General features: G+C 69.0%; 15 protein-coding genes and 1 pseudogene. 4 read left to right on the forward strand and 12 right to left on the reverse strand.

Translation table 11 applies throughout. From position 1 onward, the window contains the following. Positions 1 to 404: 404 nt before the first annotated feature. The 3 genes from J5X86_RS43945 to thyX (J5X86_RS43955) all read right to left on the reverse strand — a co-directional run bounded on the left by J5X86_RS43945 (position 405) and on the right by thyX (J5X86_RS43955) (position 4053). Positions 405 to 2090 carry a ribonuclease J gene (locus J5X86_RS43945; protein ID WP_208522226.1) on the reverse strand — a complete coding sequence of 562 codons (1686 nt, stop codon included), beginning with the start codon at positions 2088 to 2090 and terminating at the stop codon, positions 405 to 407. 124 nt (positions 2091 to 2214) lie between these two features. Then, a complete protein-coding gene (gene dapA / locus J5X86_RS43950) occupies positions 2215 to 3114 on the reverse strand; it encodes a 4-hydroxy-tetrahydrodipicolinate synthase (protein WP_208522227.1) in 900 nt (299 codons plus the stop codon). Between the two features lie 198 nt (positions 3115 to 3312). Continuing rightward, positions 3313 to 4053, reverse strand: a complete 741-nt coding sequence (gene thyX / locus J5X86_RS43955; RefSeq protein WP_208522228.1) for an FAD-dependent thymidylate synthase — start codon at positions 4051 to 4053, stop codon at positions 3313 to 3315. Between the two features lie 178 nt (positions 4054 to 4231). Between thyX (J5X86_RS43955) and J5X86_RS43960 the strand changes: the two genes are divergently transcribed. Both J5X86_RS43960 and J5X86_RS43965 read left to right on the forward strand, forming a co-directional pair. Next, the gene (locus J5X86_RS43960; protein ID WP_208522229.1) at positions 4232 to 4474 is read left to right on the forward strand and encodes a hypothetical protein; all 243 of its coding nucleotides are present in this window, start codon (positions 4232 to 4234) and stop codon (positions 4472 to 4474) included. Positions 4475 to 4539: 65 nt separating this feature from the next. Further along, on the forward strand, positions 4540 to 5091 hold the full coding sequence (locus tag J5X86_RS43965; protein WP_208522230.1) for a PH domain-containing protein: 552 nt from the start codon (positions 4540 to 4542) through the stop codon (positions 5089 to 5091). A 27-nt stretch (positions 5092 to 5118) separates the two neighbouring features. Here the strand turns inward: J5X86_RS43965 and J5X86_RS43970 are convergent, their stop codons facing one another. From J5X86_RS43970 to thyX (J5X86_RS43990), 5 genes and pseudogenes are all read right to left on the reverse strand, one after another. Beyond that, positions 5119 to 5580: a tetratricopeptide repeat protein gene (locus J5X86_RS43970; protein WP_208522231.1), complete on the reverse strand. Its 462-nt coding sequence runs from the start codon at positions 5578 to 5580 to the stop codon at positions 5119 to 5121. 10 nt (positions 5581 to 5590) lie between these two features. Continuing rightward, positions 5591 to 6229: pseudogene (gene dapB, locus J5X86_RS43975) on the reverse strand (4-hydroxy-tetrahydrodipicolinate reductase); the annotation flags it as partial. Between the two features lie 313 nt (positions 6230 to 6542). Further along, complete coding sequence (locus tag J5X86_RS43980) at positions 6543 to 8228, reverse strand: ribonuclease J (RefSeq protein WP_208522226.1); 1686 nt, start codon at positions 8226 to 8228, stop codon at positions 6543 to 6545. 124 nt (positions 8229 to 8352) lie between these two features. Continuing rightward, positions 8353 to 9252, reverse strand: a complete 900-nt coding sequence (gene dapA / locus J5X86_RS43985; RefSeq protein ID WP_208522227.1) for a 4-hydroxy-tetrahydrodipicolinate synthase — start codon at positions 9250 to 9252, stop codon at positions 8353 to 8355. A 198-nt stretch (positions 9253 to 9450) separates the two neighbouring features. Beyond that, positions 9451 to 10191: an FAD-dependent thymidylate synthase gene (gene thyX / locus J5X86_RS43990; protein WP_208522228.1), complete on the reverse strand. Its 741-nt coding sequence runs from the start codon at positions 10189 to 10191 to the stop codon at positions 9451 to 9453. Positions 10192 to 10369: 178 nt separating this feature from the next. On the opposite strand from thyX (J5X86_RS43990), the gene J5X86_RS43995 reads away from it, so the two are divergent. Continuing rightward, positions 10370 to 10612: a hypothetical protein gene (locus J5X86_RS43995; protein ID WP_208522229.1), complete on the forward strand. Its 243-nt coding sequence runs from the start codon at positions 10370 to 10372 to the stop codon at positions 10610 to 10612. 65 nt (positions 10613 to 10677) lie between these two features. Then, positions 10678 to 11229: a PH domain-containing protein gene (locus J5X86_RS44000; RefSeq protein ID WP_208522230.1), complete on the forward strand. Its 552-nt coding sequence runs from the start codon at positions 10678 to 10680 to the stop codon at positions 11227 to 11229. A 27-nt stretch (positions 11230 to 11256) separates the two neighbouring features. Here J5X86_RS44000 and J5X86_RS44005 read toward each other — a convergent pair whose 3' ends face one another. The 4 genes from J5X86_RS44005 to J5X86_RS44020 are packed head-to-tail and all read right to left on the reverse strand — an operon-like array spanning position 11257 to position 16152. Beyond that, on the reverse strand, positions 11257 to 11718 hold the full coding sequence (locus tag J5X86_RS44005; RefSeq protein ID WP_208522231.1) for a tetratricopeptide repeat protein: 462 nt from the start codon (positions 11716 to 11718) through the stop codon (positions 11257 to 11259). Positions 11719 to 11728: 10 nt separating this feature from the next. Continuing rightward, complete coding sequence (gene dapB, locus J5X86_RS44010; RefSeq protein ID WP_078644119.1) at positions 11729 to 12481, reverse strand: 4-hydroxy-tetrahydrodipicolinate reductase; 753 nt, start codon at positions 12479 to 12481, stop codon at positions 11729 to 11731. Between the two features lie 39 nt (positions 12482 to 12520). Next, positions 12521 to 13900: a pitrilysin family protein gene (locus tag J5X86_RS44015; protein ID WP_208522232.1), complete on the reverse strand. Its 1380-nt coding sequence runs from the start codon at positions 13898 to 13900 to the stop codon at positions 12521 to 12523. Next, positions 13897 to 16152: a polyribonucleotide nucleotidyltransferase gene (locus J5X86_RS44020; RefSeq protein WP_208522233.1), complete on the reverse strand. Its 2256-nt coding sequence runs from the start codon at positions 16150 to 16152 to the stop codon at positions 13897 to 13899. Before J5X86_RS44020 ends, J5X86_RS44015 begins: the two co-directional genes overlap by 4 nt. Positions 16153 to 16345 lie beyond the last annotated feature (193 nt).

The following is a 16345-nucleotide window of genomic DNA, read 5'->3' on the forward strand; positions in this document are numbered from 1 at the left end:
GTCCGAGATGGACGGGGTATCAACATATCTGGCGTTGACTTTTGGCACGCTGTTGAGTTCTCAAGGAACGGACGCTTCCTTTGAAACCGTTTCACCGGTCTCTCCGGGCGCTTCCCTTCGGTGTTTCCAACCTTACCAGATCCGTTTTCCGTTCCGTTTCCGGTCCGAATTCCGTTTCCGGTGGCCGTTGGAGGGCCTTCCCTTTCGGTGTCCCCGACTTTATCAGAATTTCTCTGAGTCGATTTCCACCCCCGCCGGTGGGCTCCTCCGGAGACCGTTGCGTCCTCGGGGTTCCCCTCTGGCGGAGCCGTAAACGTACTGGAGCGGGGCTCCTCGATGCAAATCGAGGAGCCCCGCCGGGTGTTCAGCGCCGGTGTGGTGCTGAGGAGGTGTCAGGCCAGACGTCAGACCTCGACGACCACAGGAAGGATCATCGGGCGCCGTCGGTAGCTGTCGGAGACCCACTTACCGACCGCGCGCCGTGCCAACTGCTGGAGCTGATGCGCGTCCACGACCCCGTCGGAGGCCGACTTCACCAGGGCATCCTCGATCTTCGGGATGACCGCGGTGAAGGCCGAGTCCTCGATCCCGGAGCCCCTTGCGTGGATGTGCGGGCCACCCACGACCTTGCCGGTCGAACTGTCGACCACCACGAAGATCGAGATGATGCCCTCCTCGCCGAGGATGCGGCGGTCCTTGAGCGAGGATTCCGTGACATCGCCGACCGAGAGGCCGTCCACGTACACGTATCCCGCCTGCACCTTGCCGACGATCTTGGCGATGCCGTCCACAAGGTCGACCACGACACCGTCCTCGGCGATGACGCAACGGTTCTTCGGAACCCCGGTCAGCGCGCCCAGCTCGGCGTTGGCGCGCAGATGGCGCCATTCGCCGTGCACCGGCATCAGGTTCTTGGGCTTGCAGATGTTGTAGAAGTACAGCAGCTCGCCGGCCGAGGCGTGGCCGGAGACATGGACCTTGGCGTTGCCCTTGTGGACGACCGTGGCGCCCCATCGCGTCAGTCCGTTGATGACCCGGTAGACCGCGTTCTCATTGCCGGGGATCAGCGACGAGGCAAGGATCACCGTGTCGCCCTGGACGATCCGGATCTGGTGATCGCGGTTGGCCATCCGGGACAGCGCGGCCATCGGCTCGCCCTGGGAGCCCGTGCAGACGAGCACCACTTCGTCGTCCGGCAGGTCGTCGAGGGTCTTCACATCCACCACGAGACCGGCCGGCACCCGCAGATAGCCGAGGTCACGTGCGATGCCCATGTTGCGGACCATCGAGCGGCCGACGAAGGCGACCCTGCGTCCGTGCTCATGCGCCGCGTCGAGGATTTGCTGGATGCGGTGCACATGGCTGGCGAAGCTGGCGACGATGATGCGCTTCTGCGCGTTGCCGAAGACCTGGCGCAGTACGCCGGAGATATCGCGCTCGGGCGGTACGAACCCGGGGACCTCTGCGTTGGTGGAGTCCACCAGGAGCAGATCGATGCCCTCCTCGCCGAGCTTGGCGAAGGCGGGCAGATCCGTGAGGCGGCCGTCCAGCGGCAGCTGGTCCATCTTGAAGTCGCCGGTATGCACCGCCATGCCGGCCGGGGTGCGGATGGCGACCGCGAGAGCGTCCGGGATGGAGTGGTTGACCGCGATGAACTCGCACTCGAAGGGGCCGATCCGCTCGCGGTGCCCCTCCTCGACCTCGAGGGTGTACGGGCGGATCCGATGCTCCTGCAGCTTCGCCTCGATCAGGGCGAGGGTCAGCTTGGAGCCGATCAGCGGGATGTCGGGCTTCTCGCGCAGCAAGAAGGGGACGCCGCCGATGTGGTCCTCGTGCCCGTGGGTCAGGACGATGCCGTCGATGTCGTCGAGGCGGTCCCGGATGGATGTGAAGTCCGGCAGGATCAGGTCGACTCCGGGCTGCTCCTCCTCGGGGAAGAGCACCCCGCAGTCGACGATCAGCAGCCGGCCACCGTACTCGAAGACCGTCATGTTCCGGCCGATCTCGCCGAGGCCGCCGAGCGGGGTGACACGCAGGCCGCCCTCGGGGAGCTTCGGCGGAGGGCCAAGCTCAGGATGCGGATGACTCAAAAGACTCTCCTCACCACACGCGCCACATGCCCCCTGGGCACATGGCGCGCGTGACATTCGTGCACTTGCTGATGTGTCTGTATGCAGTTGTGAAGTATGAAGGTGCGACCAATCGCCTCTTTGCTTAGAGCTGTACCCCGCCCGCGGCGAGATCGCGCTTCAGCTGTTCCGTTTCCTCGGCGGTCAGCTCGACCAGCGGCAGGCGCAGCGGCCCGGCGGGCTGGCCCTGAAGGGCGAGCGCGGCCTTGACCGTGATCACTCCCTGGGTGCGGAACATGCCGGTGAAGACCGGCAGCAGCTTCTGGTGGATCTCCGTTGCCTTCGCGACGTCGCCCGCGAGGTGGGCCTCCAGCATCGCCCGCAGCTCGGGACTGACCAGGTGGCCGACCACGGAGACGAAGCCGACCGCGCCGACCGACAGCAGCGGCAGGTTCAGCATGTCGTCGCCGGAGTACCAGGCGAGGCGCGAGCGGGCGATGGCCCAGCTGGCGCGTCCGAGGTCGCCCTTGGCGTCCTTGTTGGCGACGATGCGCGGGTGCTCGGCGAGCCGGACGATGGTCTCGGTGCCGATCGGGACACCGCTGCGGCCCGGGATGTCGTAGAGCATGACCGGCAGGCCGGTGGCGTCTGCGATGGCGGTGAAGTGCCGGAGGAGACCTTCCTGCGGAGGCTTGCTGTAGTACGGCGTGACCGCCAGCAGCCCATGGGCACCGGCCTGCTCGGCCGCGCGGGCGAGCTCGACGCTGTGCCGGGTGTCATTGGTACCGGCTCCGGCCACGACGTGGGCGCGGTCCCCGACCGCCTCCACCACGGCGCGTACGAGCTGGGCTTTCTCCGCATCGCTGGTGGTCGGGGACTCGCCGGTGGTGCCGTTGACGATCAGGCCGTCATTGCCGGCGTCCACCAGATGAACGGCGAGTCGCTGGGCGCCGTCGAGATCGAGTGCGCCGTCAGCGGTGAATGGCGTGACCATGGCGGTCAGCACCCGCCCGAAAGGGGTCTGCGATGTGGATGTCGGTGCCATGGGGCCCACGCTACTCGTAGCGTGCCTCACGGCGCTCGCTCGGGGCGGCGGACGGAGCGAAGAGATGGGACCCGGCACTGCCTGCTCGGGGGTTCAAGCAGTGCCGGGCCCGTTTGTTCAGCCTAGATGAACTTCTCGAAACGCCGCAATACGGACACTTCGCCCGGTGATCCGTCCGGGGAGCGGGCCCGGCCGGGGCTACGGGGCCACTCGGCCGTTGGCGTTGAAGGCCGCGTGGGTGAGCGGCATCAGCCGCGACCAGGCCGCCTCCATCTTCTCCCCCACCATCTCGATCTCCCGCTGCGGGAACGAGGGCACCGCGGCCTGCTCGTGCTGGGTACGCAGGCCGAGGAAGTGCATCAGCGAGCGGGCGTTGCAGGTCGCGTACATCGAGGAGAACAGGCCGACCGGCAGCACCGAACGGGCCACCTCGCGGGCCACTCCGGCGGCCAGCATCTCCTGGTACGCCTCGTACGCATGGCGGTACGCGTCCTCCATCACCCGGCCGGTCAGCTCGTGCTGCGCCGCGGTGCCCTCGACGAACTCGTACTTCCCCGGGCGGCCCTGCTGGACCAGCTTGCGCGCCTCCCCCGGCACGTAGAACACCGGCTCCAGGCGACGGTAGCGACCGGACTCCTCGTTGTACGACCAGCCCACGCGGTGCCGCATGAACTCGCGGAAGACGAAGATCGGGGCGCTGATGAAGAAGGTCATCGAGTTGTGCTCGAACGGGCTGCCGTGGCGGTCCCGCATCAGGAAGTTGATCAGCCCCTTGGAGCGCTCCGGGTCCTTGTTGATCTCCTCGAGGGACTGCTCGCCCGCGGTCGACACCCGCGCGGCCCACAGCACATCGGAGTCGGCAGCGCTGTGCTTGACCAGCTCGACGGTCACATCACTGCGGAAGCCGGCCTTCTCGGTCTCGGCGGGGATCTCGGTCACGCGCGGGTCCTTCCGTGGTGCATCGCTCGGGGCGGCGCCCAGCTTACGGGCCACCGCCGACAGTCCCGCTCCGCCAAACTTTCTGACAGAAAGTGGACGGATCAGGGCACCCAATCGCTCATTCACACGTCCTACACATTGAAGTACTCACGTTCGAGGTTCCAAGGAGAGCCCGCAGATGTCCCGCCGGCGAGAGCCCGTGCCGTTCGCCTTCGTCGCCGAAGCCGACCGTTTCCGCAGCAATGTCACCCCACCGTCCCGCCCCCGCGCCACACCGTCCCAGATAGCCGGGCGGACTCTGATCGGACTCACGATCATCGCGGGGTTCATCGGCTCGCTGATGTTCGGGATGCCCGCCCTCGACAGCCAGTCGCACCCCACCCAACAGATCCAGCGGCCCGAGGCGTCCGACGGACGCTGACCGGCGCTGGGATAGCCTCACCCAGCACAGGCCCATCCGGACATGTGTGTGAGTGAGGACCTTCCGTGCCCCTGCCCTTCCTGACCGCCGACCGCGCCCACGATGAAGACGCGGCGGCCGGAGCGGACCCGCTCGGCTACGAAGACCGGGACCGCTGGCGCCGTCCTTACCGACCGGGGCCCTGGAGGGTCGGGGGCGCCGCTCTTCTGCTCCTGCTCGCCTCGTACGTCCTCTTCTCCGCCATGATCATCGCGATGGCGGGATCGCTGCCCGCGGCGGGCATCTGCGCCGCCGTCGGGGCGCTGATGATCGTGACAGCCGTAAGGCTGGTGCGCATCGGCGTCGAGGTGAGCGCTCAGGGGCTGCGCCGGATCGGCCTCGTCCGCAGCACCACCGTGCGATGGCAGGACATCGCCGCGATACGCACGGTCCAGCAGCCGGTCCGGTGGCTGGGCCTGCCGCGGACCGTCCAGGGCCAGGCGGTGCTGCTCGAACCGGTGCGCGGCGGAGCGCCGGACACCGTGTTCACCACCCATGGCGCCGACTTCCTGGGCCATGCGAAGAGCTTCGAGCGGGCCGCCGACGCGATCGAGGGCTGGGCCGCCGCCCACCGCTGAGCCGTACCGCCGCGGGCGGCCCCGGGGTCAGCCCCCGGCCGCCCGCACCGGCTTGCCGTCGTGCAGGGCGATGGCGCGCTGCATCGCCTTACGGGCGCGAGCGGTGTCCCGGGCGTCGTGGTACGCCACGGCGAGCCGGAACCAGGACCGCCAGTCGTCCGGCGACTGCTCCGTCTCGGCCCGGCGCTTGGCGAAGACGGCGTCCGCCGAGTCCCGGTCGATCCGCCCGCCGGGCGTCCGTACCAGCTCGTCGACCGGAAGGCCGCCCTCCGCCTCCAGCTCCCGGGCGAGCTGGTCCGCGCTCCGCGCGAACTGCGTGGTCTGCCACAGGAACCAGACGCCGATGAGGGGCATCACCAGCACCGCCAGGCCGAAGACGATCGTGACCGGGGTGCCCTCCCGGATCAGCAGCACCCCGCGGTCGCCGACCAGCACGAAGTAGACGACCAGGACGGCCGCGAGAGCGAAATACGTGATCTTTGCGCGCACCGCTGTGCCCTCAGTCCAGATCCAGGAAGTGTTCCAGGCCGAAGGTCAGGCCGGGGGTGGTCACCACGCGGCGGACGCCGAGCAGGATGCCGGGCATGAAGCTGCTGTGGTGGGTGGAGTCATGGCGAATGGTGAGCGTTTCGCCCTCGCCGCCCAGCAGGACCTCCTGATGGGCGAGGAGCCCCCGCAGCCGCACCGAGTGCACCGGCACCCCGTCCACGTCGGCGCCCCGCGCGCCGTCGAGCGCCGTGGTGGTGGCGTCCGGCTGCGGGGCGCAGCCGGCCTCCCGCCGGGCCTCGGCGATGAGCTGCGCGGTGCGCGCGGCCGTGCCGGAGGGAGCGTCCACCTTGTTGGGGTGGTGCAGCTCGATGACCTCGACCGATTCGAAGAACCGGGCGGCCTGGCGGGCGAACCGCATGGTCAGCACGGCACCGATGGAGAAGTTCGGCGCGATGAGCACGCCGGTGGTCGGCGAGGCGTCGAGCCAGCCGCCCAGCCGCGCGAGGCGCTCGTCCGTCCAGCCGGTGGTGCCGACGACGCCGTGGATGCCGTGGCGGACGCAGAACTCGAGGTTGTCCATCACCGAGGCCGGTTCGGTGAGCTCGACCGCCACCTCGGCGCCCGTCTCGACCAGGGTCTCGAGCCCGTTTCACCGGTCTCTCCGGGCGCTTCCCTTCGGTGTTTCCAACCTTACCAGATCCGTTTTCCGTTCCGTTTCCGGTCCGAATTCCGTTTCCGGTGGCCGTTGGAGGGCCTTCCCTTTCGGTGTCCCCGACTTTATCAGAATTTCTCTGAGTCGATTTCCACCCCCGCCGGTGGGCTCCTCCGGAGACCGTTGCGTCCTCGGGGTTCCCCTCTGGCGGAGCCGTAAACGTACTGGAGCGGGGCTCCTCGATGCAAATCGAGGAGCCCCGCCGGGTGTTCAGCGCCGGTGTGGTGCTGAGGAGGTGTCAGGCCAGACGTCAGACCTCGACGACCACAGGAAGGATCATCGGGCGCCGTCGGTAGCTGTCGGAGACCCACTTACCGACCGCGCGCCGTGCCAACTGCTGGAGCTGATGCGCGTCCACGACCCCGTCGGAGGCCGACTTCACCAGGGCATCCTCGATCTTCGGGATGACCGCGGTGAAGGCCGAGTCCTCGATCCCGGAGCCCCTTGCGTGGATGTGCGGGCCACCCACGACCTTGCCGGTCGAACTGTCGACCACCACGAAGATCGAGATGATGCCCTCCTCGCCGAGGATGCGGCGGTCCTTGAGCGAGGATTCCGTGACATCGCCGACCGAGAGGCCGTCCACGTACACGTATCCCGCCTGCACCTTGCCGACGATCTTGGCGATGCCGTCCACAAGGTCGACCACGACACCGTCCTCGGCGATGACGCAACGGTTCTTCGGAACCCCGGTCAGCGCGCCCAGCTCGGCGTTGGCGCGCAGATGGCGCCATTCGCCGTGCACCGGCATCAGGTTCTTGGGCTTGCAGATGTTGTAGAAGTACAGCAGCTCGCCGGCCGAGGCGTGGCCGGAGACATGGACCTTGGCGTTGCCCTTGTGGACGACCGTGGCGCCCCATCGCGTCAGTCCGTTGATGACCCGGTAGACCGCGTTCTCATTGCCGGGGATCAGCGACGAGGCAAGGATCACCGTGTCGCCCTGGACGATCCGGATCTGGTGATCGCGGTTGGCCATCCGGGACAGCGCGGCCATCGGCTCGCCCTGGGAGCCCGTGCAGACGAGCACCACTTCGTCGTCCGGCAGGTCGTCGAGGGTCTTCACATCCACCACGAGACCGGCCGGCACCCGCAGATAGCCGAGGTCACGTGCGATGCCCATGTTGCGGACCATCGAGCGGCCGACGAAGGCGACCCTGCGTCCGTGCTCATGCGCCGCGTCGAGGATTTGCTGGATGCGGTGCACATGGCTGGCGAAGCTGGCGACGATGATGCGCTTCTGCGCGTTGCCGAAGACCTGGCGCAGTACGCCGGAGATATCGCGCTCGGGCGGTACGAACCCGGGGACCTCTGCGTTGGTGGAGTCCACCAGGAGCAGATCGATGCCCTCCTCGCCGAGCTTGGCGAAGGCGGGCAGATCCGTGAGGCGGCCGTCCAGCGGCAGCTGGTCCATCTTGAAGTCGCCGGTATGCACCGCCATGCCGGCCGGGGTGCGGATGGCGACCGCGAGAGCGTCCGGGATGGAGTGGTTGACCGCGATGAACTCGCACTCGAAGGGGCCGATCCGCTCGCGGTGCCCCTCCTCGACCTCGAGGGTGTACGGGCGGATCCGATGCTCCTGCAGCTTCGCCTCGATCAGGGCGAGGGTCAGCTTGGAGCCGATCAGCGGGATGTCGGGCTTCTCGCGCAGCAAGAAGGGGACGCCGCCGATGTGGTCCTCGTGCCCGTGGGTCAGGACGATGCCGTCGATGTCGTCGAGGCGGTCCCGGATGGATGTGAAGTCCGGCAGGATCAGGTCGACTCCGGGCTGCTCCTCCTCGGGGAAGAGCACCCCGCAGTCGACGATCAGCAGCCGGCCACCGTACTCGAAGACCGTCATGTTCCGGCCGATCTCGCCGAGGCCGCCGAGCGGGGTGACACGCAGGCCGCCCTCGGGGAGCTTCGGCGGAGGGCCAAGCTCAGGATGCGGATGACTCAAAAGACTCTCCTCACCACACGCGCCACATGCCCCCTGGGCACATGGCGCGCGTGACATTCGTGCACTTGCTGATGTGTCTGTATGCAGTTGTGAAGTATGAAGGTGCGACCAATCGCCTCTTTGCTTAGAGCTGTACCCCGCCCGCGGCGAGATCGCGCTTCAGCTGTTCCGTTTCCTCGGCGGTCAGCTCGACCAGCGGCAGGCGCAGCGGCCCGGCGGGCTGGCCCTGAAGGGCGAGCGCGGCCTTGACCGTGATCACTCCCTGGGTGCGGAACATGCCGGTGAAGACCGGCAGCAGCTTCTGGTGGATCTCCGTTGCCTTCGCGACGTCGCCCGCGAGGTGGGCCTCCAGCATCGCCCGCAGCTCGGGACTGACCAGGTGGCCGACCACGGAGACGAAGCCGACCGCGCCGACCGACAGCAGCGGCAGGTTCAGCATGTCGTCGCCGGAGTACCAGGCGAGGCGCGAGCGGGCGATGGCCCAGCTGGCGCGTCCGAGGTCGCCCTTGGCGTCCTTGTTGGCGACGATGCGCGGGTGCTCGGCGAGCCGGACGATGGTCTCGGTGCCGATCGGGACACCGCTGCGGCCCGGGATGTCGTAGAGCATGACCGGCAGGCCGGTGGCGTCTGCGATGGCGGTGAAGTGCCGGAGGAGACCTTCCTGCGGAGGCTTGCTGTAGTACGGCGTGACCGCCAGCAGCCCATGGGCACCGGCCTGCTCGGCCGCGCGGGCGAGCTCGACGCTGTGCCGGGTGTCATTGGTACCGGCTCCGGCCACGACGTGGGCGCGGTCCCCGACCGCCTCCACCACGGCGCGTACGAGCTGGGCTTTCTCCGCATCGCTGGTGGTCGGGGACTCGCCGGTGGTGCCGTTGACGATCAGGCCGTCATTGCCGGCGTCCACCAGATGAACGGCGAGTCGCTGGGCGCCGTCGAGATCGAGTGCGCCGTCAGCGGTGAATGGCGTGACCATGGCGGTCAGCACCCGCCCGAAAGGGGTCTGCGATGTGGATGTCGGTGCCATGGGGCCCACGCTACTCGTAGCGTGCCTCACGGCGCTCGCTCGGGGCGGCGGACGGAGCGAAGAGATGGGACCCGGCACTGCCTGCTCGGGGGTTCAAGCAGTGCCGGGCCCGTTTGTTCAGCCTAGATGAACTTCTCGAAACGCCGCAATACGGACACTTCGCCCGGTGATCCGTCCGGGGAGCGGGCCCGGCCGGGGCTACGGGGCCACTCGGCCGTTGGCGTTGAAGGCCGCGTGGGTGAGCGGCATCAGCCGCGACCAGGCCGCCTCCATCTTCTCCCCCACCATCTCGATCTCCCGCTGCGGGAACGAGGGCACCGCGGCCTGCTCGTGCTGGGTACGCAGGCCGAGGAAGTGCATCAGCGAGCGGGCGTTGCAGGTCGCGTACATCGAGGAGAACAGGCCGACCGGCAGCACCGAACGGGCCACCTCGCGGGCCACTCCGGCGGCCAGCATCTCCTGGTACGCCTCGTACGCATGGCGGTACGCGTCCTCCATCACCCGGCCGGTCAGCTCGTGCTGCGCCGCGGTGCCCTCGACGAACTCGTACTTCCCCGGGCGGCCCTGCTGGACCAGCTTGCGCGCCTCCCCCGGCACGTAGAACACCGGCTCCAGGCGACGGTAGCGACCGGACTCCTCGTTGTACGACCAGCCCACGCGGTGCCGCATGAACTCGCGGAAGACGAAGATCGGGGCGCTGATGAAGAAGGTCATCGAGTTGTGCTCGAACGGGCTGCCGTGGCGGTCCCGCATCAGGAAGTTGATCAGCCCCTTGGAGCGCTCCGGGTCCTTGTTGATCTCCTCGAGGGACTGCTCGCCCGCGGTCGACACCCGCGCGGCCCACAGCACATCGGAGTCGGCAGCGCTGTGCTTGACCAGCTCGACGGTCACATCACTGCGGAAGCCGGCCTTCTCGGTCTCGGCGGGGATCTCGGTCACGCGCGGGTCCTTCCGTGGTGCATCGCTCGGGGCGGCGCCCAGCTTACGGGCCACCGCCGACAGTCCCGCTCCGCCAAACTTTCTGACAGAAAGTGGACGGATCAGGGCACCCAATCGCTCATTCACACGTCCTACACATTGAAGTACTCACGTTCGAGGTTCCAAGGAGAGCCCGCAGATGTCCCGCCGGCGAGAGCCCGTGCCGTTCGCCTTCGTCGCCGAAGCCGACCGTTTCCGCAGCAATGTCACCCCACCGTCCCGCCCCCGCGCCACACCGTCCCAGATAGCCGGGCGGACTCTGATCGGACTCACGATCATCGCGGGGTTCATCGGCTCGCTGATGTTCGGGATGCCCGCCCTCGACAGCCAGTCGCACCCCACCCAACAGATCCAGCGGCCCGAGGCGTCCGACGGACGCTGACCGGCGCTGGGATAGCCTCACCCAGCACAGGCCCATCCGGACATGTGTGTGAGTGAGGACCTTCCGTGCCCCTGCCCTTCCTGACCGCCGACCGCGCCCACGATGAAGACGCGGCGGCCGGAGCGGACCCGCTCGGCTACGAAGACCGGGACCGCTGGCGCCGTCCTTACCGACCGGGGCCCTGGAGGGTCGGGGGCGCCGCTCTTCTGCTCCTGCTCGCCTCGTACGTCCTCTTCTCCGCCATGATCATCGCGATGGCGGGATCGCTGCCCGCGGCGGGCATCTGCGCCGCCGTCGGGGCGCTGATGATCGTGACAGCCGTAAGGCTGGTGCGCATCGGCGTCGAGGTGAGCGCTCAGGGGCTGCGCCGGATCGGCCTCGTCCGCAGCACCACCGTGCGATGGCAGGACATCGCCGCGATACGCACGGTCCAGCAGCCGGTCCGGTGGCTGGGCCTGCCGCGGACCGTCCAGGGCCAGGCGGTGCTGCTCGAACCGGTGCGCGGCGGAGCGCCGGACACCGTGTTCACCACCCATGGCGCCGACTTCCTGGGCCATGCGAAGAGCTTCGAGCGGGCCGCCGACGCGATCGAGGGCTGGGCCGCCGCCCACCGCTGAGCCGTACCGCCGCGGGCGGCCCCGGGGTCAGCCCCCGGCCGCCCGCACCGGCTTGCCGTCGTGCAGGGCGATGGCGCGCTGCATCGCCTTACGGGCGCGAGCGGTGTCCCGGGCGTCGTGGTACGCCACGGCGAGCCGGAACCAGGACCGCCAGTCGTCCGGCGACTGCTCCGTCTCGGCCCGGCGCTTGGCGAAGACGGCGTCCGCCGAGTCCCGGTCGATCCGCCCGCCGGGCGTCCGTACCAGCTCGTCGACCGGAAGGCCGCCCTCCGCCTCCAGCTCCCGGGCGAGCTGGTCCGCGCTCCGCGCGAACTGCGTGGTCTGCCACAGGAACCAGACGCCGATGAGGGGCATCACCAGCACCGCCAGGCCGAAGACGATCGTGACCGGGGTGCCCTCCCGGATCAGCAGCACCCCGCGGTCGCCGACCAGCACGAAGTAGACGACCAGGACGGCCGCGAGAGCGAAATACGTGATCTTTGCGCGCACCGCTGTGCCCTCAGTCCAGATCCAGGAAGTGTTCCAGGCCGAAGGTCAGGCCGGGGGTGGTCACCACGCGGCGGACGCCGAGCAGGATGCCGGGCATGAAGCTGCTGTGGTGGGTGGAGTCATGGCGAATGGTGAGCGTTTCGCCCTCGCCGCCCAGCAGGACCTCCTGATGGGCGAGGAGCCCCCGCAGCCGCACCGAGTGCACCGGCACCCCGTCCACGTCGGCGCCCCGCGCGCCGTCGAGCGCCGTGGTGGTGGCGTCCGGCTGCGGGGCGCAGCCGGCCTCCCGCCGGGCCTCGGCGATGAGCTGCGCGGTGCGCGCGGCCGTGCCGGAGGGAGCGTCCACCTTGTTGGGGTGGTGCAGCTCGATGACCTCGACCGATTCGAAGAACCGGGCGGCCTGGCGGGCGAACCGCATGGTCAGCACGGCACCGATGGAGAAGTTCGGCGCGATGAGCACGCCGGTGGTCGGCGAGGCGTCGAGCCAGCCGCCCAGCCGCGCGAGGCGCTCGTCCGTCCAGCCGGTGGTGCCGACGACGCCGTGGATGCCGTGGCGGACGCAGAACTCGAGGTTGTCCATCACCGAGGCCGGTTCGGTGAGCTCGACCGCCACCTCGGCGCCCGTCTCGACCAGGGTCTCGAGCCCGTCGCCCCGCCCCAGCGCGGCGACCAGCTCCAGGTCCTCGGCGGCCTCCACGGCTCGTACGGCCTCGGCGCCGATCCGGCCCTTGGCGCCGAGGACGGCCACACGCAGCTTGCTCATCGATCCTGTTTCCTTCGATCCGGGAGGCTTCGGCACGGGCTAGGCGACGGCCTCGTCCAGACGGGCCGCCTGCTTGTCCTTCAGCGGGCCGATGACGGACAGCGAAGGACGCTGTCCCAGTACATCGCGCGCCACCTCGCGCACCTCGTCCGGGGTGACCGCCGCGATCCGCTCGAGCATGTCGTCCACCGACATCTGCTCGCCCCAGCACAGCTCGCTCTTGCCGATCCGGTTCATCAGCGCGCCGGTGTCCTCCAGGCCCAGCACGGTGGAGCCGGCGAGCTGGCCGACGGCGCGCCGCAGCTCCTCGTCGCTCAGGCCGTTCTCCGCGACCTGGGTGAGCTCGTCGCGGCAGATCTTGAGGACGTCGTGCACCTGGTTCGGACGGCAGCCGGCATAGACGCCGAAGAGTCCGCAGTCGGCGAAGCTGGAGGTGTAGGAGTAGACGCTGTAGGCGAGCCCGCGCTTCTCCCGGACCTCCTGGAAGAGCCGGGAGCTCATACCGCCGCCGAGCGCGGTGTTGAGCACCCCGAGCGCCCAGCGGCGGTCGTCGGTGCGCGGGATGCCGGGCATGCCGAGGACGACATGGGCCTGCTCGGTCTTACGGTTCAGCAGCCCGACCTTGCCCGCCGTACGGATCGCACGGATGCCGGAGCGCGGGGCGACCGGGACCGCGTCGGTACGGGACAGGGCGCCCGCCCCGTCGAACGCCGCGTGCACCTGGCGCACCACGTCGTCGTGGTCCACATTGCCCGCGGCGGCGACGACCAGGTGTGTCGGGTCGTAGTGCTTCCGGTAGAAGCGGGCGATCTGGTCGCGGCCCAGGGCGTTGACGGTGTCGACGGTGCCCAGGACCGGGCGGCCGAGCGGGGTGTCGCCGAGCATGGTGTGGGCGAACAGGTCGTGCACACAGTCGCCCGGGTCGTCCTCGGTCATCGCGATCTCTTCGAGGACGACACCGCGCTCCGCGTCCACATCCGCCGCGCCGATCACCGAGCCGGTCAGCATGTCGCAGACGACGTCGATGGCCAGCGGCAGATCGGTGTCGAGCACCCGCGCGTAGTAGCAGGTGTACTCCTTGGCGGTGAACGCGTTCATCTCGCCGCCGACCTCGTCGATGGCGGCGGAGATGTCCAGCGCGCTGCGCCGCCGGGTGCCCTTGAAGAGCAGATGCTCCAGATAGTGGGTGGCCCCGCCGAGCGTCGGGGTCTCGTCGCGCGAGCCGACGTGCGCCCAGATGCCGAAGGTCGCCGAGCGCACGGACGGGAGGGTCTCGGTGACGACGCGCAAGCCCCCGGGGAGGGTCGTCCTGCGGACCGTGCCGATGCCGTTCTCGCCCTCGAGAAGCGTTTGGGTACGGGCGACGGCCCGCGCCTCCGAGGAGGTGCGGGCCGTCGTCTCGTCGTCGCGGGACGTCACTTGGCGGCTTCGTCCTTCGTCTGGGGCTGCGCTTCGGCGCTCGCCTCGTCCGCATCCGCGTCCGAGCCCTCTTCGTCCTCGAGGACCGGGATGAGGGAGAGCTTGCCGCGCTGGTCGATCTCGGCGATCTCGACCTGGACCTTGGCGCCGACCTTCAGCACGTCCTCGACGTTCTCCACGCGCTTGCCACCGGCCAGCTTGCGGATCTGCGAGATGTGCAGCAGGCCGTCCTTGCCCGGGAGCAGGGAGACGAAGGCACCGAAGGTGGTGGTCTTCACGACCGTGCCCAGGTAGCGCTCGCCGACCTCCGGCATGGTCGGGTTGGCGATGCCGTTGATGGTCGCGCGGGCGGCCTCGGCGGCCGGGCCGTCGGCGGCACCGATGTAGATGGTGCCGTCGTCCTCGATGGTGATGTCGGCGCCGGTGTCCTCCTGGATCTGGTTGATCATCTTGCCCTTGGGGCCGATGACCTCACCGATCTTGTCGACCGGGATCTTGACGGTGATGATCCGCGGCGCGTTGGGGGACATCTCGTCCGGGACGTCGATGGCCTCGTTCATCACATCGAGGATGTGCAGCCGGGCGTCGCGGGCCTGCTTGAGGGCCGCGGCCAGCACGGACGCCGGAATGCCGTCCAGCTTGGTGTCCAGCTGCAGCGCGGTGACGAACTGCTTGGTGCCGGCGACCTTGAAGTCCATGTCGCCGAACGCGTCCTCCGCACCGAGGATGTCGGTGAGGGTGACGTAGTGGGTCTCGCCGTCGATCTCCTGGGAGATCAGGCCCATGGCGATGCCCGCGACCGGCGCCTTCAGCGGCACACCGGCGTTGAGCAGCGACATCGTCGAGGCGCAGACCGACCCCATGGAGGTCGAGCCATTGGAACTCAGCGCCTCGGAGACCTGGCGGATGGCGTACGGGAACTCCTCGCGCGTCGGCAGCACCGGCAGCAGCGCCCGCTCGGCCAGAGCGCCATGGCCGATCTCGCGGCGCTTGGGGGAGCCGACGCGGCCGGTCTCACCGGTGGAGTACGGCGGGAAGTTGTAGTTGTGCATGTAGCGCTTGCGCGTCTCGGGCGCGAGCGTGTCCAGCTGCTGCTCCATGCGGAGCATGTTCAGCGTGGTGACGCCCAGGATCTGGGTCTCGCCGCGCTCGAACAGCGCTGAACCGTGGACCCGCGGAATCGCCTCGACCTCGGCGGCGAGCGTACGGATGTCCGTGACGCCACGGCCGTCGATGCGCTTCTTCTCCTTGATGACGCGCTCGCGCACCACGGTCTTGGTCAGCGCGCGGTACGCCGCGGAGATCTCCTTCTCGCGCCCCTCGAACTGCGGCAGCAGCTTCTCGGCGGCCACGCTCTTGACGCGGTCCAGCTCGGTCTCGCGCTCCTGCTTGCCCGCGATGGTCAGCGCCTGGGCCAGGTCGTCGCGGACGGCGGTGGTGAGCGCCTCCAGGACGTCGTCCTGGTAGTCGAGGAAGATCGGGAACTCGGCGGTCGGCTTGGCGGCCTTGGCGGCGAGGTCCGCCTGCGCCTTGCACAGGACCTTGATGAAGGGCTTGGACGCCTCCAGGCCGGCGGCGACGATCTCCTCGGTGGGAGCCTCGGCGCCGTCCTTCACCAGCTGGATGGTCTGCTGGGTGGCCTCGGCCTCGACCATCATGATCGCGACATCGCCGTCTTCCAGCACCCGGCCGGCGACGACCATGTCGAAGACGGCCTCCTCCAGCTCGGAGTGGGTCGGGAAGGCCACCCACTGGCCCTTGATCAGGGCGACGCGGGTACCGCCGATGGGGCCGGAGAAGGGCAGCCCGGCCAGCTGCGTGGAGCAGGAGGCGGCGTTGATCGCGACCACGTCGTAGAGGTGGTCGGGGTTGAGCGCCATGATCGTCTCGACGACCTGGATCTCGTTGCGCAGGCCCTTCTTGAAGGACGGGCGCAGCGGGCGGTCGATCAGACGGCAGGTGAGGATCGCGTCCTCGGAGGGGCGGCCCTCACGACGGAAGAACGAGCCGGGGATGCGCCCCGCCGCGTACATCCGCTCCTCGACGTCGACCGTGAGCGGGAAGAAGTCGAGCTGGTCCTTGGGGTTCTTGGAAACGGTGGTGGCCGACAGCACCATGGTGTCGTCGTCCAGGTAGGCCACGGCCGAACCGGCGGCCTGACGGGCCAGGCGGCCCGTCTCGAAACGGATGGTGCGGGTGCCGAAGGTGCCGTTGTCGATGACTGCTTCGGCGTAGTGGGTCTCGTTCTCCACCAGGGAAATCTCCTCTTCTGCGTCCCTCGTCCGTGTGACGGGGGACGGTGGTGGAGCAGCGCCCCTGGCCTTGCGGGCCGGCGGCCGGGCCGGTCTTCGATCGAAGCCACCGGAATTGCCAGTTCCGGGAGCCACTACCGAGGACCGGCTCCTGTGGCGCCGGTGCGGCGGGAATGAGGCGCTCCTCCTCGTT

Source organism: Streptomyces sp. NEAU-YJ-81 (assembly GCF_017592595.1).
Lineage (GTDB): Bacteria > Actinomycetota > Actinomycetes > Streptomycetales > Streptomycetaceae > Streptomyces > Streptomyces hygroscopicus_B.